The sequence below is a fragment of the Arthrobacter sp. UYCu723 genome (genome assembly GCF_054059215.1).
This window is the reverse complement of sequence record NZ_JBSSBW010000001.1, coordinates 1,720,906-1,738,836: the sequence shown is the minus strand read 5'-3', so window position 1 is coordinate 1,738,836 and position 17,931 is coordinate 1,720,906. Positions and strand designations below refer to the sequence as shown.

The following is a 17,931-nucleotide window of genomic DNA, read 5'->3' as shown; positions in this document are numbered from 1 at the left end:
GTTAGGCCGCACTGCGGCCTTCTCCATCAGACTGAGCACCCAGGTACTTGTCCGGATTGTTCAGCACAACAATTGTGGGGGTGCGGTCTGCGGGCCACTCGCATTTGCCGGCGGGGACATGGTCCACACCACCGGCATTCCAGGGATGGCAGCGCAACAGACGTTTGGCCGCAAGCCAGCTTCCTTTGACCGCGCCGTGCACCGTGATCGCCTCGAGGGCGTAGGCCGAGCAGCTGGGAAAGAAGCGGCAGACCTGGCCGTACAGCGGTGAGATCACCTTGCGGTAGGCCAGAAGCATCAGGATGAGGACAGTGCGGGGCAAGTTCCAGACTGCCCGGCCCAACCATCTTGCTGCTGATTTCAGGGCAGGTTCAGGATGCGGGACGACGGCGGCAGCGGAGTTACGCACGCGGTGTCCCTTCCTGTGTTGTCTCGTAAGAAACTGAAGAAGCAGCCTGTGGAAGGCGGCTGCCCAGCCGTTTCATGGTTGTCTCCAAAGCGGCGTCATAGTCGGTGCATAATTGTTCCCAGCTGGCGTCGGCCGCGGCGGGCAGGGCCCGGACCACGATCGCGAACCCGCTGCCGTATTTCTGCAACGACAAGGCGCCGGCTTCTCTCAGTCTCCTCTTAACGAGGTTCCTGACGACAGCGTTCCCGACACTCTTGGAAACGATGAATCCGATCCGGCTTGGTTCATCGGCAGCGAGGGCTGCCGCATATAACACTACGTTCCGGCGTCCATTGCGGACACCGGAACGTACAGTTGTTGAAAAATCGGTCGATGTCCTGAGACGGTTGCGGGTGGCTAGCACCGTTCTACTCGCACAGGGAGGTGGACCGACGAGTCAGGTATTTAGGCCGACAGCTCGGTGCGACCCTTGCCACGACGGGCTGCCAGGATGGCACGGCCGGCACGGGTACGCATACGAAGGCGGAAGCCGTGCTTCTTGGCTCGACGGCGGTTATTCGGCTGAAAAGTCCGCTTGCTCACGTTAGTTACTCCAGTGGATCAAAGGTGCGCCCACCCGATCAAGGGGAAGAACTGGTCGACGCTAAGTTTTGTATGTGCCGCTTCTCCTCGGACTCGCAAGACGCGGAGCGTCGGGGAGAGATTCAACTGAGGGCAAAAAGCGTGCACATGGGACTTCACAACGTTAGGGCTTGACGGCACCCGGAGTCAAACCGAGGGACGGCCCGCAACCTTTCCCCAGCTGTGGCTAACTCACATCCACACCTGTGGATGAAGTGGGTCACGGCCCCGGTTTTCGAACTACAACCATGTGATTATCCACAGGACAGACCCTAGCTATCTTCTAGGTTTTTCATCCCCTAGAGTGTCCCAGTAGCCAATTATCCACGGACTGTGCATAACCCTGTGGATTAAGCCGGGACCAGCGCACTGGTTCGGGACTTGTGGCTGCAGCTAATGCAGGCAAGCAAGTTTGAGGAACTGATTGATGACAGTAGACGAAGCCAACCAAGCCAACACTGTCGGAAGTTCCTGGCGGAGGGTAGTGAGCCTTCTCGAGAACGACCACCGTGTAACACCCCGGCAGCGCGGCTTTGTCATCCTCGCCCAGGCGCAGGGCCTGATCGGTTCGACCCTCCTGGTGGCGGTGCCCAACGAGCTCACCCGCGAGGTCCTGCAGACCCAGGTCAAGGAAGCACTCGACGATGCCCTCCGCAACGTCTTCTCCGACGAAATCCGCTGCGCCATCGACGTCGACACCGATCTGGTCCCGCTGCACACCGAGCCGGAGCCCGTCGTCGAACTTGCCCTGGCAGCCGACGCGACCGTGGAGCTGAAGCCGCAGCCGATGCTGCCGAGCACTTCCCACGAATTTGGCCGCCTCAATCCGAAGTACGTCTTCGATACCTTCGTCATCGGCTCTTCCAACCGCTTCGCCCATGCCGCCGCCGTCGCCGTGGCTGAAGCCCCGGCCAAGGCCTACAACCCGCTGTTCATCTACGGCGACTCCGGACTGGGCAAGACCCACCTGCTGCACGCGATCGGCCACTACGCCCGCAGGCTCTACAGCGGCATCCGGGTCCGGTATGTGAATTCCGAGGAATTCACCAACGACTTCATCAACTCCATCCGCGACGATGAGGGCACCAGCTTCAAGACCACCTACCGCAACGTCGATGTGCTGCTCATCGATGACATCCAGTTCCTGGCCGGCAAGGACCGGACGCTGGAGGAGTTCTTCCACACGTTCAACGCGCTTCACAACAACAACAAACAGGTGGTCATCACCTCCGATCAGCCGCCCAAGCTGCTCGCGGGCTTCGAAGACCGAATGAAGTCACGTTTCGAATGGGGCCTGCTGACCGACATCCAGCCGCCGGAACTCGAAACCCGTATCGCCATCCTCCGGAAGAAGGCCCTCAGCGAGGGTCTCTCCGCCCCGGACGATGCCCTGGAGTACATCGCGTCCAAGATCTCCAGCAACATCCGTGAACTCGAGGGTGCGCTGATCCGTGTCACCGCGTTCGCCAGCCTGAACCGCCAGCCGGTGGATGTGGCCTTGGCGGAGATGGTCCTCAAGGACCTCATCACCGACGACGGAGCCCAGGAAATTACCTCGGCGCAGATCCTCACGCAGACGGCCGACTACTTCAAGCTCAGCATGGAGGAGCTTTGCAGCAAGTCGCGCACCAGGACGCTCGTGACCGCCCGGCAGATCGCCATGTACCTGTGCCGCGAGCTCACGGACATGTCGCTGCCCAAGATCGGGCAGGAACTGGGAGGCCGCGACCACACCACGGTGATCCACGCTGACCGCAAGATCCGCGAACTCATGGCCGAGCGCCGAGTGATCTACAACCAGGTGACCGAGCTGACCAACCGGATCAAGCAGCAGCAGCGCAATTCCTGAACCGTCCGGCCGCTGACACCTACCTTATTAACAGGCACCTGTGGACAACCCTGTGGATAGTTAAGGGGACAACCGCCCTTAATGGGCTTAAAACCCTTAAGCCGCCTGTGGATCGGCACCAGGGCCAAAAATGTTATCCCCATCCACACCCTGTTTAAAACCTGCTCCACCCACAGTCCATGAACAGGGCTTAACCGCGGAATCGCACCGCGAAACGGGGTTATCCACAGTATCCACAGCAGTTATTAACACTACTAATCCCTAGAAAATGAAATTCCCTCAAATAACAGTCTCTTGTTCGCCGCCTCAGACCGCCAAGGCCCGTTCCGGCCCGGGGCCGGAAACCAGGCAAAAGGCCGCCGGGTCGAACCACACGGATGTAACCCATGGATGGGAGAACCGACTTGTTGGGGCTAAGCTGTCTGCAGTGCGTCCGTCCCGGACTTCATTTGTGGTTCCCAGCTGGGCCATGAACCCGGGAAGCAGGCACGTCCCTTCCTGACGGAGTTCAGTTGCCCGACCGAATTCCGCGGCAATCCGGCGATTTAGCGATGACAGCAGCAATGAAAGGCGGCACCCTTCCGTGAAGTTCAGAGTCGAACGGGACGTCCTGGCAGAAGCCGTGACATGGACCGCCCGGTCGTTGTCTCCGCGGCCGCCAGTACCCGTGCTTTCCGGGCTGCTCCTCAAGGCCGAAGCCGGTACCGTGAGCCTGTCGAGCTTCGATTACGAAACGTCCGCAAGGCTCGAAATCCCCGCGGACATCTCCACGGAAGGCACCATCCTGGTGTCGGGGCGCCTGCTGGCAGACATCTGCCGCAGCCTCCCCTCAGCCCCCGTCGACGTCGAGACTGAGGGCAACAAAGTCACGCTCACGTGCCGCCGAAGCAGCTTCCACCTCGCCACAATGCCGGAGGCCGAATACCCGCCGCTGCCTGCATTGCCCCCGATCAGCGGCACCGTCCCAGGGGATTCCTTCGCCCAGGCGGTTTCCCAGGTGATCATCGCCGCCAGCAAGGACGACACCCTGCCGATTCTCACCGGCGTGCGGATGGAGATCGAGGACGATCTCATCACCCTGCTGGCGACGGACCGCTACCGGCTGGCGATGCGTGAAGTTCCCTGGAAGCCGGTAACGCCCGGGATTTCCACGAGCGCCCTGGTCAAGGCCAAGACGCTCAATGAAGTAGCGAAGACCCTCGGCGGCAGTGGCGACATCCATCTTGCCCTCGCCGAGGATGATAGCCGGCTCATCGGGTTTGAGAGCGGCGGCCGCACCACAACCTCACTTCTCGTCGACGGCGACTACCCCAAGATCCGCTCGCTCTTTCCGGACTCCACACCGATCCACGCGACAGTGCAGACCCAGGAACTCGTCGAAGCCGTACGACGTGTCTCGCTCGTGGCCGAACGGAACACTCCGGTCCGCCTTGCCTTCACCCAGGGCCAACTGCACCTTGATGCCGGCACCGGCGAGGATGCCCAGGCTTCCGAAGAGCTCGAAGCCCAGCTCACCGGGGAAGACATCACGGTTGCCTTCAACCCGCACTATCTGGTCGAGGGACTGAGCGTGATCGAAACCAAATACGTGCGGTTCTCCTTCACGGCGGCACCCAAGCCGGCCATGATCACGGCCCAGCACGACGCCGACGGCGAAGACCAGGGCGACTACCGCTACCTGGTCATGCCCGTCCGTCTCCCCAACTAGCTGGCAGTTGTTGTCGTTTTGGACCGCCCAAACGACAACTAATGCGAGTCAGTTGGGTGCGTATCGCCCACACCCCAACGCAGAAAAGAGTTCATACCGTGCACATCGGACTGATCGGCCTTGGAAAAATGGGTTTCAACATGCGCGAACGGCTGCGCACAGGTGGAATCGAAGTCACAGGCTTTGACCGGAACCCGGACGTCTCGGACGTGGCGAGCGTGGACGAACTCCTGGCCGCCGTCCCGGGACCCCGCCTGATCTGGGTAATGGTCCCCTCCGGAGAAATCACCGACACCGTGATCACTGAACTCGCAACCAAGCTCGACGCCGGCGACCTCGTGATCGACGGCGGCAACTCCCGCTACACCGAAGACCAGAAGCACGGAGCTGCCCTGGCCGCTCAGGGCATCCGCTTTGCCGATTGTGGTGTCTCGGGCGGAGTCTGGGGTCTCCAGAACGGCTACGGGCTGATGGCCGGCGGTGACCCCGCCGACATCGAACGGGCACTGCCGGTCTTCGACGCGCTCCGCCCCGAAGGCGGCCGCGCCGACAGCTTCGTCCACGTGGGCGGCGTCGGCGCCGGGCACTACGCCAAGATGGTCCACAACGGCATCGAGTACGGCCTGATGCAGGCCTATGCCGAAGGCTACGAACTCCTCGCCGCCAAGGACATCATCACAGATCTGCCCGGAACCTTCCGGGCCTGGCAGAAGGGCACGGTTGTCCGGTCCTGGCTGCTGGATCTCATGGTCAAGGCCCTGGACGAAGATCCAGGACTGGAATCGATCGACGACTACGTCGAGGATTCCGGCGAGGGACGCTGGACCGTGGAGGAAGCGATCGCCAACGCCGTGCCCGCGCCGGCCATTACGGCAGCGCTGTTTGCCCGGTTCTCCTCCCGCGAGGACAATTCACCGGCCATGAAGATGGTGTCCGCGCTGCGCCACCAGTTCGGCGGGCATGCCACCCGTCCGGCAAAATAGTCCTGCCCTGAAATCCTGAATCCGGCGTGTACCTAGAACAACTTTCGCTCACCGATTTCCGCAGTTACGCCCAGGTGGACCTCAGCCTGGCGCCCGGCGTCACGGTTCTCGTCGGGTCCAACGGCATTGGCAAGACCAACCTGATGGAAGCCATTGGCTACCTCGCCAGCCTCAGTTCCCACCGGGTCAGTTCGGATGCGCCCCTTCTGCGCTTCGGCACCGAACGGGCCCTGATCCGCGCCAGACTGGTCCGCGGCGAACAGTCGACGGTGCTCGAACTCGAAATCAACGCGAGCCGGGCCAACCGTGCCCGCATCAACCGCAGCAATCCGGTCCGCGCCCGGGACATCCTCGGTATCTGCCAGACCGTGCTCTTTGCACCGGAAGACCTGGCCCTGGTGAAGGGCGATCCGTCCAGCCGGCGTCGGTTCCTCGACGAACTGCTGGTCAGCCTCATTCCCCGCCATGCCGCGACTCGCAGTGATTACGACCGGGTCCTCAAGCAGCGCAATGCGCTGCTGAAATCCTCCCGGGCCGGCAAGTTCACCTCCGGCCATGAGGCAACGCTGGATGTCTGGGACCAGCACATGGCGCGGGCCGGGGCCGAGCTGCTGCACGCGCGGCTTGAACTCGTGGAACGGCTCCGGCCGCATCTCAAGAGTGCCTATGCCCAGCTCACGGACGGGTCCAAGGAAGCCGGTGCCATCTACCGTTCGACGCTGCAGGATGTACTGGAGGACGACGGCGCCGCGCCGTCGGCTGCCGTTCCGGCAACGGCAGATGAGGTGGAAGCAGCGGTGGAGGATCTGCGCGTGTTGTCCGTCGATGAACTCACTGACCGCTACGTCCAGGCCTTCGCAGCGTCACGCCGCAAGGAGCTGGAACGGGGGATCTCCCTTGTCGGGCCGCATCGCGACGAGCTCGAACTCGTGCTGGGACAGGCCCCGGCCAAGGGCTATGCCTCGCACGGTGAAACCTGGTCCATGTGCCTGTCCCTGAGGTTGGCCTCGTACTACGTGATGCTGGACGATGCCCGCACCGGTGGCTCGGCTCCCATCCTGATCCTGGATGACGTATTCGCCGAGCTGGATGTTGAGAGGCGGCGTAAACTGGCGGCAATAGTATCCGGCGCCGAGCAGGTGCTGGTGACGGCCGCCGTCGAGGATGACATTCCTGTGGAACTGGCCGGACGGCGGGTGAAGGTAGTCCTGGGAGGAATCGATGCGCCGGAATATCGATGAATAAGGATACCGACGGCGGCCTGCAGCCAGGCAGAGATCCCCACGACATCGACGCACCCCAGTCCGCGCTGAACAGAATGCGTGACGCTGCCGCGGCGCGGGGCGAAATCCGGCGCAAAGCCCCGCCGCGTCCCGGCACCGCCCCGCAGAAACCTGCCCGCAGGGCCGGAGGGACCCGGGGATTCGGGCAATTCCACAGCACGGGCCGCGACCCTCTCGGCTTGGGGAAGGTGGTGGGCCGTCTCGTCGCCGAACGCGGCTGGAGTTCACCGGTGGCGGTCGGTTCGGTGATGGCACAGTGGGGAACCCTAGTGGGACCCGAAATCTCCGCACACTGCACTCCTGAGAGTTTCGAGAACACCACCCTGCACGTGCGGTGCGATTCCACCGCCTGGGCCACGCAGCTCCGGTTGCTCAGCATCAGCCTGCTGGACAAGTTCCGCACCGAGCTCGGTGAGGGCGTCGTGACCCAGATCCAGGTGCTGGGACCGGCGGCTCCGAGCTGGCGGAGGGGCGCCCGGACGGTCAACGGACGCGGCCCCCGCGACACCTACGGGTAATTGCAGCGCACCTCAAGCGCGCTGGATATGAAGCACTCCTTGCAAAAGTCTTGAAAATTGCGGAAACGGCGTGTAGGGCGCTTGGACGCCCCGGGGGCGTATAGGAACCCTAGACCGGGACCCCTGGAGCCTTGCAGGTGGAGTCAATGGCCTCCCAGCGGCCCTTTCCTTGCCGTTTGGGGCTCTGGAATGCGGGTTTAGACTCTCCTGCACGGTAGAATTGTGGCAGATAACTGGGCGCCGGTGAAACGTTGACTGAGTCCGTTTCCGACGCAATACCAGCGTGCGGCGGACGGCTCCTCGAGTAGAACAGCCGGTGTAATCAGTGACGTGCCTGTTGGCAAAAGCCCTTTCCTCCGGAGAGTGGCAACGGCCGGCCTTCAACGAATACAGAGGAGTCGAGAGCGCCTGTGGCTAACGACAATGCAGATATCCCCGCCGTGGAACGCCAAGCGGAAGTTGTGATGGCAGACGCGCCGGAGACCGTGACACCCCATGGCTACGGCGCGAGCGACATTACGGTCCTCGAGGGCCTGGAAGCCGTCCGGAAACGTCCCGGCATGTACATCGGGTCCACCGGACCGCGCGGACTGCACCACCTGGTCTACGAAGTGGTGGACAACTCCGTCGACGAGGCGTTGGCAGGCTACTGCACCCACATTGAAATCGTTCTCCAGGCCGACGGCGGCGTGAAGGTGGTCGACAACGGCCGCGGGATCCCGGTCGACATGCACCCGACCGAGCACAAGCCCACGGTGGAAGTCGTCATGACCATCCTGCACGCGGGCGGCAAGTTCGGCGGCGGCGGCTACGCCGTGTCCGGTGGCCTGCACGGCGTCGGCATTTCCGTGGTCAACGCGCTGTCCAGCCGCGTCGACACCGAGGTCCGCCGCCAGGGCCACGTCTGGATGATGTCCTTCGCCGACGGTGGCAAACCTCAGGGCGGACTCGTCAAGGGAGAGAATACCGACGAGACCGGTACCACCCAGACGTTCTACCCGGATGCCAGCATCTTTGAGAGCACGGAATTCGACTTCGAGACGCTGCGGGCCCGCTTCCAGCAGATGGCCTTCCTGAATAAGGGCCTGCGCATCACGCTGACCGACGAGCGTCGCGCTCAAGAGGATCCGTCCGAGGACGGCGACCTCGATCTGGATTCCGTCCCCACCGAAGGCGAAATCCCCGCGGAATTCCACACCGTCGTCTACCAGTACGACGACGGACTGCTGGATTACGTGAAGCACCTGAACTCCGGCAAGAAGGTGGACGTGGTGCACGAGGACGTCATCGCCTTCGAAACCGAGGACACGGAACGCCACATCGCCCTGGAAATGGCGATGCAGTGGACCAACGCGTACTCCGAGAGCGTCCACACCTACGCCAACACGATCAACACCCATGAGGGCGGTACCCACGAAGAGGGTTTCCGTGCCGCGATGACCTCGCTCATCAACCGCTATGCGCGGGAGAAGAGCATCATCAAGGAAAAGGACGACAACCTCACCGGTGACGACATCCGCGAGGGACTCACAGCAGTCATTTCGGTCAAGCTGGCCGAGCCGCAGTTCGAGGGCCAGACCAAAACCAAGCTCGGCAACTCGGAGGTCAAGGGCTTTGTCCAGCGCGTTGTTACCGACGGTCTTGGCGACTGGCTGGAACGCAACCCCGGTCCGGCCCGTGACGTGATTCGCAAGGCCATTTCCGCTGCCCAGGCCCGGATGGCCGCCCGCAAGGCCCGCGACAACGCCCGCCGCAAGAGCCCGCTGGAGTCCTTCGGTATGCCCGGAAAGCTGTCCGATTGCTCCTCGAAGGATCCGGCCAAATGCGAGGTCTACCTCGTGGAGGGCGACTCCGCCGGCGGTTCCGCCAAGCGGGGCCGGAACCCGGAAACCCAGGCCATCCTTCCGCTGCGCGGAAAGATCCTGAACGTGGAGCGCGCCCGGCTGGACAAGGCCCTCGGCAACGCCGAGGTCCAGTCAATGATCACAGCGTTCGGCACGGGCATCGGCGAGGATTTCGACCTCAGCAAGCTGCGCTATCACAAGATCGTCCTGATGGCCGATGCCGACGTCGACGGCCAGCACATCACCACGCTGCTGATGACGCTGCTGTTCCGCTACATGCGCCCGCTGATCGAAAACGGCTACGTCTACCTTGCCCAGCCGCCGCTGTACCGGATCAAGTGGTCCAACGCCCCGCACGATTACGTTTACAGCGACCGGGAACGGGACGCCAGGCTGGTCTCCGGCCAGGCCGCCGGCCGCCGTATTCCCAAGGACAACGGCATCCAGCGTTACAAGGGTCTCGGCGAAATGGACTACACCGAGCTCTGGGACACCACCATGGATCCGGACCACCGCACCCTGTTGCAGGTCACCATGGACGATGCCCTGGCCGCGGACCAGACCTTCTCCACCCTGATGGGCGAGGACGTCGAATCCCGCCGGAACTTCATTCAGCAGAACGCCAAGGACGTTCGGTTCCTCGATATCTAGGCGGATCACAACCCTAAATATTCCCGGACCGATATATACCTGAAACGGAAAATATAGACTATGAGTGACGAAACACCCGAGGTCCCAGCCGGCTCGGCCGCCGGCGAGCCCGCACTTGAAGGCACCGTTGTGGATAGCGACGTGCTGACTGACCGAGTCGAACAGGTGGACCTGCAGACGGAAATGCAGCGTTCCTACCTCGACTACGCCATGGCCGTGATCGTGGGCCGTGCCCTCCCCGACGTCCGCGACGGCCTCAAGCCCGTCCACCGCCGTGTGCTGTACGCAATGTTCGACGGCGGCTACCGCCCGGACCGTTCCTTCAACAAGTGCGCCCGCGTGGTCGGCGAGGTCATGGGCCAGTACCACCCGCACGGCGACACGGCGATCTACGATGCGCTGGTCCGCCTCATCCAGGACTGGACCATGCGCTACCCGCTGGCCCTCGGCCAGGGAAACTTCGGCTCGCCCGGCAACGACGGGGCTGCGGCACCGCGGTACACGGAAACCAAGATGGCCCCGCTGGCCATGGAAATGGTCCGCGACATTGACGAGGAAACCGTCGATTTCCAGGACAACTATGACGGCAAGAACCAGGAACCGACGATCCTGCCGGCGCGGTTCCCCAACCTGCTGGTCAACGGCTCCTCGGGTATTGCCGTCGGCATGGCCACGAACATCCCGCCGCACAACCTCCGCGAAGTGGCCGACGGCGTGCAGTGGTACCTGGCCAACCCGACCGCCAGCCGGGAGGAACTGCTCGAGGAGCTGATCCTGCGCATCAAGGGTCCTGACTTCCCGACCGGCGCCACGATTCTGGGGCACAAGGGCATCGAAGATGCCTACCGGACGGGCCGCGGCTCCATCACCATGCGCGCCGTCGTCAACGTCGAGGAACTCCAGGGCCGCACCTGTCTCGTGGTCACCGAACTGCCCTACCAGGCCAACCCGGACAACCTGGCGATCAAGATTGCCGAGCTCGTCAAGGATGGCAAGATCTCGGGCATCGCGGACCTCCGCGATGAAACCTCCGGACGCACCGGCCAGCGCCTCGTGATCGTGCTCAAGCGCGACGCCGTCGCCAAGGTGGTGCTGAACAACCTCTACAAGCACACCCAGCTGCAGGACAACTTTGCGGCCAATATGCTGGCAATCGTCGACGGCGTGCCCCGCACACTGAGCCTCGATGCCTTCATCCGCCACTGGGTCACGCACCAGATGGACGTCATTGCGCGCCGGACCCGCTACCGCCTCCGCAAGGCCGAGGAAGAAGCGCACATCCTGCGTGCCCTGCTCAAGGCGCTCGACGCGCTGGATGAGGTCATCGCCTTGATCCGTGCGTCCAACACCACCGAGGCCGCCCGCGACGGCCTGATGCAGCTCCTGGCTATCGATGAACTCCAGGCCCGCGCCATCCTGGACATGCAGCTGCGCCGGCTCGCTGCCCTGGAACGCCAGAAGATCCAGGACCGCCACTCGGAACTCGAGGCCATGATCACCGAGTACAACTCGATCCTGGCTTCCGAGGAACGGCAACGGGGGATCATCAGCACCGAGCTGGCCGAAATCGTGGCCAAGCACGGTGACGACCGCCGCACCAAGGTTCTGCTCGGCTTCGACGGCGACATGTCCATGGAAGACCTCATCCCCGAAGAGGAAATGGTCGTCACGATCACCCGGGGTGGCTACGTCAAGCGCACCCGCAGCGACAACTACCGCTCCCAGCAGCGCGGCGGCAAGGGCATCAAGGGCGCCCAGTTGCGCGGCGACGACGTCGTGGAGCACTTCTTCGTCACCACAACGCACCACTGGCTGCTGTTCTTCACCAACCTGGGACGCGTCTACCGGGCCAAGGCCTACGAACTCGTCGAAGCGGGACGTGACGCCAAGGGCCAGCACGTGGCGAACCTGCTCGCCTTCCAGCCCGATGAGCACATCGCCCAGGTGCTGGATCTGCGGGACTACCAGCACTCGCCGTACCTGGTGCTTGCCACCAAGCGCGGCCTGGTCAAGAAGACCCGCCTGGAGGACTACGACACCAACCGTTCCGCCGGCGTCATCGCGATCAACCTCCGCGAGGGCGACGAGCTCGTCTCCGCCCAGCTGGTCTCGGAAACCGATGACCTGATGCTGGTGTCCCGCAAGGGCCAGTCCATCCGCTTCACCGCGACGGATGAAGCCCTGCGGCCGATGGGCCGGGCCACGTCCGGCGTTACCGGCATGAAATTCCGGGAGGATGACGAGCTGCTGGCGGCCGACGTCGTAACGGACGGCTCCTTCGTCTTCGTCGTCACCGAGGGCGGCTACGCCAAGCGCACCGCTGTGGAGGAGTACCGGCTCCAGGGCCGCGGCGGCCTCGGCATCAAGGTCGGCAAATACCAGGAGGAACGCGGACACCTCGTCGGCGCGTTGATCGTGCAGGAAGAAGATGAAGTCCTGGTGGTCATGGAAGGCGGCAAGGTGGTGCGATCTTCGGTGGCGGGTGTTCCCGCCAAGGGCCGCGACACGATGGGCGTGATCTTTGCCAAGCCGGACAAGAATGACCGCATCATCGAGGTTGCGCGCAACAGCGAACGCGGCCTGGATACGGACGAGGAAAGTCCGGCATCCGCGCCGGATGACGTAACGTTGGCTGAAGATACCGGATCGCATGACGGGTCCGCAGAGGCAGAATCAGTACCGGCCCCGGAATCAGATGAGTCATCGGGCAATGCCGAACTGGACGAAGACAACACCGGAGGTAACGAGTGAGTGATCCCGACTCATATCCCACGCAGAACAGCAGCGGTACAGGCGGAATGCGGCAGCCTGCGTCCGCACCGCGCGTCAGCGCGCCGTCACGCCCGCAGCAGCGCCCCGGCGTTCCCGGCGGAGCCGCAGGTTTAACGCAGCGTCCCCCGGCGCCAGGTCAGCGCCCCGCGCAGGGCCGCCCGACGGCGCCCGGACAGCGTCCCGGCCAGAACGAGGCCGGCCTGATCAAGCCGGCCCCCAAGGCAAAGGTCCGCCGCGCCCGCCTGCTGGTCAGCAAGGTGGACCCCTGGTCCGTGCTGAAGATGGCTTTCCTGCTCTCGGTTGCCCTGGGCATCGTGACGGTGGTGGCTGCGATCGTGCTCTGGACGGTTCTTGACCTGACCGGCATCTTCGATCAGGTCGACAGCCTGCTGGGCACCCTGGCCGGCTCTGAGGGAGGCGGCTTCGAGCTGAAGAAGGTGGCCTCGCTGGGCCAGGTTGCGTCCTTCGCCACCATCATCGCCGTGATCAATGTGGTGCTGCTGACAGCCCTGTCCATGCTCTCGGCCGTGCTGTACAACATCTCCGCCACACTGGTGGGCGGCATCGGCGTCACGCTTACAGACGACTAAAACCCGCACTTTTCCCGGATATTTTCCCGGGAAATGCCTCGATTTGAGATCGGGCCGGGATGTGCTGTAAAGTCATATCTCGGCCCGATGAGGCATCGGGGCGTATAGCTCAGGCGGTTAGAGCGCTTCGCTGATAACGAAGAGGTCCCAGGTTCAAGTCCTGGTACGCCCACGGAACCTGTACAGGGTTCGGTAGGGGTTTGGTGATGGTCCGGGTTTTTCCGGGGCCGGAACGGGGTGCAGGTGAAGACGTTGCTGGTTGTTGCAGCTACGATCGCAGGCGTCCTGCTCTACAGAAAAGTGCAGGAGTCCGAAGCCCGGAAAACAGTCTGGAGCGAATCAACCGACACGGTTGACTAGCCCGGAATCCCGGAACGGGAGCTGGAAAGCAGCTTTCCGAACTAGGGGTATGATTGTCGGGTTGCTTCTTATGGGGGCATGGCGCAATTGGTAGCGCACCTGCTTTGCAAGCAGGGGGTTCGGGGTTCGAGTCCCCGTGCCTCCACCATAGGGAAGGCCCCGTACCGCGGAAACGCGGTACGGGGCCTTTTGCATGACCGGGAATCCGGGCAGCTGAAAGAGGGGCTGTCTCATTGCTTGGGCTTGGCGTAGTCGCCCATGCCCTGCCAGTCTATGAAGACGTATGGTTCGTCCCCGACTACCCAGGCGTCGTGCCCCGGCGGAATGACGCCGAAGTCGCCCGGGCCGAATTCGCTCTCCTCGCCGTCGTCCATGACCACCTTGAGGCGCCCGGAGACGGTGTAGCCGACGTGGGCAGCCATGCAGCTGTCCGTCTGGGCGATCGGCTTGACGTGCTGGGACCATTTCCATCCCGGCAGGAACGTCGCACGCCCTACGGCGCCGGCGTCGAGATTGACGAGTTCAACCTGTCCCATCCCGTCCTTGACGGGGCGGGTCTCCTCCGGGTTGTCAAAGCTCTTGCGGATGATTGAAGCCATCATGGTCTCCTTTGTGGATGGGGGTGAGACCGGATTTAAGACTGTCACTGCCGCCTGCCACGGTCAAGAATGCGTGTGTCAGGTGCCATCCTCCCGGCCCCACTACTGTTGGACCGTGAACCTCTTCCTTGCCGTTTTGGGAGTGCTGGGTGTGGCATCCTCCGGGCCCCTTATCGCTGCCACCCTGGGCGCCACCACCGTCAGCGCCCTTGCCATCGCGTTCTGGCGCAACGCGATCGGTGCTGCCGTGATGGCCGGGCCCGTGCTGGTCCGGCAACCCCGCCAGTTTGCCAGGATCACCGGAAAAGAGTTCCGCTGGTCCCTCGCCGCGGCCGTCGCCCTGGCGCTGCACTTCGCCTGCTTCATCACCTCCCTCCAGCTGACTTCCGTCGCCGCGGCAACAGCCCTGGTCTGCCTGCAATCGGGCTGGATCGCTATCTTCCAGCTGTTCCGGGGCGTGCGGCACCGCTGGCAGGTCCTGGCGGGCCTGGGCATCGCTTTCGGCGGCGTCGTGGCGATCACCGGGTTCGACATGGGCACTTCCCCGGACGCGCTCCTGGGCGACCTCCTCGCCGTCGCGGGAGGCGCCCTGGCCGGTATCTACACGCTGGCGGGCGGCAAGGCCCGCCAGACCATGGGGACCGGGGTCTACACGACGTTCTGCTACGGGATGTGCGCCGCCGTCGTCGCGGTGCTGGCGCTCGTATCCCGGCAGCCGCTGGCCGGATTCGACGCCGCCGGCTGGCTCGGCATCCTGGCCGTCACCGTGTGCGCCCAGCTGATCGGCCACACGGCGTTCAACCACCTTCTGGCCACCATGAGTCCGCTGCTGGTATCCATGATCATCCTGCTGGAGATCCCGGGCGCCGCCCTGCTCGCCGCGGCGTTCCTTTCCGAGACGCTGCCCGCAGGGACCTATGCCGGCCTGGGCATGATCCTGGTGGGGCTCGCCGTCGTTGTCCTGGGGCAGCGGGGCTCGCGGGCCGTGCGCCGCAATGCCGCCCTGCTCGCGGAGCTGGGGACCGACTGAGGCTGCCGGCTGTACGGGGCTACTGGCCGCCGCGGCGGGCCGGCTGGGCGGTGTTGACCGTGTGGATGGCACGGAGCAGCTTCGCCGGGAAATATACCGAGAAGAACACCACCATGGGCGCCTTGAGGGCCATCTTCTTGACGTTGTGCGCCTTGTACGTGCGGTCGAAGCGCGTCACGTAGTACCGGTAGTCGCGGGGCGAATCTTCAAGCCTGCGGGCGGACATCCCGGAAACCATCGCGGGCCAGTACTGGATCCGGAGCTCGTGGTCGGCGAGATGCAGCGAGAGGTCGATATCCTCATGCATCTCATCCTTCTCATCCCGGCAGGTCTCGCCGCGGATGACTTCCCAGGCGGAACGGCGCAGGGCCATGTTTGAGCCGAACAGGAAGTGGTACTGGTGTTTGGCGAGCTTGAGCATAAGCTGGCGCATCTTGTCGTCTGCCTTGAGGCCGAAGCGGCGCATCGGCATGTCGTAGTAGACCACCGGACCCGTGGCGGCGTGCACCGACTGCTCAGCGAACGCCTTCTGGACCTGTTCCACCCAGTCCGGTTCGAGGACAGAATCAGCGTCGATCCGGCCTAGGATATCGCCGGTGGCATGGTCCAGACCGAAGTTGCGCGTGGGAATCAGGCCCTGGTCCCGGTCCTGGCTCAGCAGGATGATGGGGCTCTCCGGGTATTCCAGCTGCATCTGCCGCACGATCCCGGCGGTGCGGTCCTTGGACATGTTGTCCACCACGATGATCTCGTGGGCCGGGACGGACTGGTAGACCGCCGCGATCAGGCACTGCCTGATGACGCTTTCCTCGTTGTAGGCAGGGATGACAATGGATACGGCCGGTGGCGGCACAGCATCGTCTAAGGCATCCTGGGAGGATCTATCGGGTGACATCCCCTCAAATTTAGCACCCATGCCCGCTTATACCGTCCGGCGCCGGGCACCCTCCGGCGAGGAAACAAAAGGAGGGATCCCGCCCGTGGCGGAATCCCTCCCTGAGCCGGCCTGCATGCGGGCTACGGCTTCAACTACTTGCCCGTGGTCTTGTCCGCGCCGTTGTTGCGGCTGGCGGCAATGTTCCGCACAGCAGTCTTCGCATCGGTGGCTACCTTGGCGGCAGCATCCTGGCTATCCTCGGCCGCACCTGCCGCCACGTGCTTGGCAGTGTCCGCGGCGTCCTCAACGGCAGTCACCGCCGAGTCGGCGACTTCGCCGGAGGCCTCCGCGGCCTTGTCGGCCGCGGCGACAGTTGGCGCGCCGGCCGCGCCGGCGGTGTCCAAGACGCCGTTGACTGTGGTGGCCGGAACCGGCGCAGGGGTAACCGGCGCCGGGGTCTTCCACGGATCTTCGACCGGCTGGGAGGCCTTCCAGACGGCAACCCCCGCGGCGACGGCGGCGGCAATCACGCCGAAGATGAGCAGTCCGCGGTGCTTGGGCTTCTGCGGCTTGGCAAGCTCTCCGCTGACCGCCTTGCTGGCCTCGTTCGCAGCCACCTTGATGTGACTGCCGGCCGACTTCGCCTGCTCCTGGACGGCGTGGATGATCCCCACATCGCCAAGCTTCTGGGCCACAGCATCGACGTGCGCCGGGGCGCCTTCCAGCGTGCGGTGCACGGCCTCGGAAGCGTAACCGATCTGGTCCGAGAGTTTGGGCAGGTAGTCAACGACGACCCGGTCGCGTGCGTTCGCGATCACCGGCGTCGCCTTGTCCAGCGCCTCGTGGAGGCGCGGGGTGGCGCCTTCAACGGCGTCGTGGATCATCGGTGCGAGGTGTGCCAATCCGTCCTGGATGCGCGGAGTTACCGTGGCAACGCCGTCGGCCAGATTGTGGGCGGCCGACTTGAGCCCCTCCTGGATTTTGGGAGAAGCGGTATCCAGGCCGTGCTGCAGTCGCGGAACGGCCCAGTTGACTGCTGCTTCAACCCGCGGTGCTGCCCAGTCCTTGGCGTTCCCTACTCCGGTGCTGACTGACTGCTCCAGCTCACGGGCAATACGATCCGATTTCTTCACAACTGCCTCCCGATTAATGTGACGTATCTGCAGTTAGCCTACGTGTCCCAGACCTCACCGGCTATTCTTCAGTCCGATTTCGGGAGGATTTCACCCAGCGCGGAACTGGCTGACCGGCCCTATGCGGATTGGCCTGTCATGGAAGAATAGGGCCATGACTGCCATAGCAACTGCAAAAGCAACCATCCACACGAGCCTGGGCGACATCGTCGTCCACCTCTTCGGAAACCACGCCCCCAAGACCGTCGAAAACTTCGTCGGGCTGTCCACCGGTGAGAAGGCCTGGACCCACCCCGAATCGGGCGAGGACAAGACGGGCACGCCGCTGTACGACGGCACCATCTTCCACCGCATCATCAAAGACTTCATGATCCAGGCCGGCGACCCCTTGGGCCGCGGTGTCGGCGGACCGGGCTACAAATTCGATGACGAGATCCACCCGGAACTGACCTTCAACGAGCCGTACAAACTGGCCATGGCCAACGCCGGCATCCAGATGGGCCGCGGCACCAACGGTTCGCAGTTCTTCATCACCACCATCCCCACCGGCTGGCTGCAGGGCAAGCACAGCATCTTCGGTGAGGTCGCCGATGACGAATCCAAGAAGGTTGTTGACGCCATCGAGGGTGTGCGCACCGGCATGGGCGACCGCCCCGTCGAGGACGTCACCATCAACAGCATTGACGTAGAAAAGCTCTAAGCCC

At 63.6% G+C, this 17,931-nt stretch carries 17 protein-coding genes and 2 tRNA genes; 13 read left to right on the top strand and 6 right to left on the bottom strand.

Features of this window, described 5'->3' with window-relative positions; genetic code table 11:
- Position 1: 1 nt before the first annotated feature.
- The 3 genes from yidD to rpmH are packed head-to-tail and all read right to left on the bottom strand — an operon-like array spanning position 2 to position 991.
- Complete coding sequence (gene yidD, locus ACVWZ8_RS08130; RefSeq protein ID WP_426975325.1) at positions 2–409, bottom strand: membrane protein insertion efficiency factor YidD; 408 nt, start codon at positions 407–409, stop codon at positions 2–4.
- Entirely contained in the window at positions 402–812 is a 411-nt protein-coding gene (rnpA, locus tag ACVWZ8_RS08125) for a ribonuclease P protein component (RefSeq protein WP_456504332.1), read from the bottom strand. Before rnpA ends, yidD begins: the two co-directional genes overlap by 8 nt.
- A gap of 41 nt (positions 813–853) precedes the next feature.
- Positions 854–991 carry a 50S ribosomal protein L34 gene (gene rpmH, locus ACVWZ8_RS08120; protein WP_003800212.1) on the bottom strand — a complete coding sequence of 46 codons (138 nt, stop codon included), beginning with the start codon at positions 989–991 and terminating at the stop codon, positions 854–856.
- A 466-nt stretch (positions 992–1,457) separates the two neighbouring features.
- Between rpmH and dnaA the strand changes: the two genes are divergently transcribed.
- The 11 genes from dnaA (at position 1,458) to ACVWZ8_RS08065 (ending at position 13,736) form a co-directional block, all read left to right on the top strand.
- Entirely contained in the window at positions 1,458–2,879 is a 1,422-nt protein-coding gene (gene dnaA / locus ACVWZ8_RS08115) for a chromosomal replication initiator protein DnaA (protein ID WP_426975327.1), read from the top strand.
- 583 nt (positions 2,880–3,462) lie between these two features.
- Positions 3,463–4,587, top strand: coding sequence for a DNA polymerase III subunit beta (dnaN, locus tag ACVWZ8_RS08110; RefSeq protein WP_426975328.1), 1,125 nt, complete (start codon positions 3,463–3,465; stop codon positions 4,585–4,587).
- Between the two features lie 98 nt (positions 4,588–4,685).
- Complete coding sequence (gnd, locus tag ACVWZ8_RS08105; protein WP_456504331.1) at positions 4,686–5,570, top strand: phosphogluconate dehydrogenase (NAD(+)-dependent, decarboxylating); 885 nt, start codon at positions 4,686–4,688, stop codon at positions 5,568–5,570.
- 26 nt (positions 5,571–5,596) lie between these two features.
- On the top strand, positions 5,597–6,811 hold the full coding sequence (gene recF / locus ACVWZ8_RS08100; RefSeq protein ID WP_426975330.1) for a DNA replication/repair protein RecF: 1,215 nt from the start codon (positions 5,597–5,599) through the stop codon (positions 6,809–6,811).
- Complete coding sequence (locus tag ACVWZ8_RS08095) at positions 6,808–7,371, top strand: DUF721 domain-containing protein (protein ID WP_456504330.1); 564 nt, start codon at positions 6,808–6,810, stop codon at positions 7,369–7,371. Before recF ends, ACVWZ8_RS08095 begins: the two co-directional genes overlap by 4 nt.
- 410 nt (positions 7,372–7,781) lie before the next feature.
- On the top strand, positions 7,782–9,866 hold the full coding sequence (gene gyrB / locus ACVWZ8_RS08090; RefSeq protein WP_456504329.1) for a DNA topoisomerase (ATP-hydrolyzing) subunit B: 2,085 nt from the start codon (positions 7,782–7,784) through the stop codon (positions 9,864–9,866).
- A gap of 60 nt (positions 9,867–9,926) precedes the next feature.
- On the top strand, positions 9,927–12,617 hold the full coding sequence (gyrA, locus tag ACVWZ8_RS08085; RefSeq protein WP_426975333.1) for a DNA gyrase subunit A: 2,691 nt from the start codon (positions 9,927–9,929) through the stop codon (positions 12,615–12,617).
- Entirely contained in the window at positions 12,614–13,228 is a 615-nt protein-coding gene (locus ACVWZ8_RS08080) for a DUF3566 domain-containing protein (RefSeq protein ID WP_456504328.1), read from the top strand. Before gyrA ends, ACVWZ8_RS08080 begins: the two co-directional genes overlap by 4 nt.
- A 98-nt stretch (positions 13,229–13,326) precedes the next feature.
- Positions 13,327–13,400: transfer RNA gene (locus tag ACVWZ8_RS08075), tRNA-Ile, on the top strand.
- A gap of 65 nt (positions 13,401–13,465) precedes the next feature.
- The gene (locus ACVWZ8_RS08070) at positions 13,466–13,588 is read left to right on the top strand and encodes a DLW-39 family protein (RefSeq protein WP_354238890.1); all 123 of its coding nucleotides are present in this window, start codon (positions 13,466–13,468) and stop codon (positions 13,586–13,588) included.
- Between the two features lie 72 nt (positions 13,589–13,660).
- Positions 13,661–13,736 (top strand) — tRNA-Ala (locus ACVWZ8_RS08065).
- Positions 13,737–13,818: 82 nt separating this feature from the next.
- Here the strand turns inward: ACVWZ8_RS08065 and ACVWZ8_RS08060 are convergent.
- Positions 13,819–14,187: a cupin domain-containing protein gene (locus ACVWZ8_RS08060; RefSeq protein WP_426975335.1), complete on the bottom strand. Its 369-nt coding sequence runs from the start codon at positions 14,185–14,187 to the stop codon at positions 13,819–13,821.
- A gap of 115 nt (positions 14,188–14,302) precedes the next feature.
- Between ACVWZ8_RS08060 and ACVWZ8_RS08055 the strand changes: the two genes are divergently transcribed.
- Entirely contained in the window at positions 14,303–15,217 is a 915-nt protein-coding gene (locus ACVWZ8_RS08055; protein WP_456504327.1) for a DMT family transporter, read from the top strand.
- Between the two features lie 19 nt (positions 15,218–15,236).
- Here ACVWZ8_RS08055 and ACVWZ8_RS08050 read toward each other — a convergent pair whose 3' ends face one another.
- Together ACVWZ8_RS08050 and ACVWZ8_RS08045 are read right to left on the bottom strand one after the other, a co-directional pair.
- Positions 15,237–16,112, bottom strand: coding sequence for a glycosyltransferase (locus tag ACVWZ8_RS08050; RefSeq protein ID WP_426975338.1), 876 nt, complete (start codon positions 16,110–16,112; stop codon positions 15,237–15,239).
- A 134-nt stretch (positions 16,113–16,246) separates the two neighbouring features.
- A complete protein-coding gene (locus ACVWZ8_RS08045) occupies positions 16,247–17,227 on the bottom strand; it encodes a hypothetical protein (protein WP_426975340.1) in 981 nt (326 codons plus the stop codon).
- Positions 17,228–17,381: 154 nt separating this feature from the next.
- Here ACVWZ8_RS08045 and ACVWZ8_RS08040 point away from each other — a divergent pair, with 154 nt between their 5' ends.
- On the top strand, positions 17,382–17,927 hold the full coding sequence (locus ACVWZ8_RS08040) for a peptidylprolyl isomerase (RefSeq protein WP_426975341.1): 546 nt from the start codon (positions 17,382–17,384) through the stop codon (positions 17,925–17,927).
- Positions 17,928–17,931: the final 4 nt, after the last annotated feature.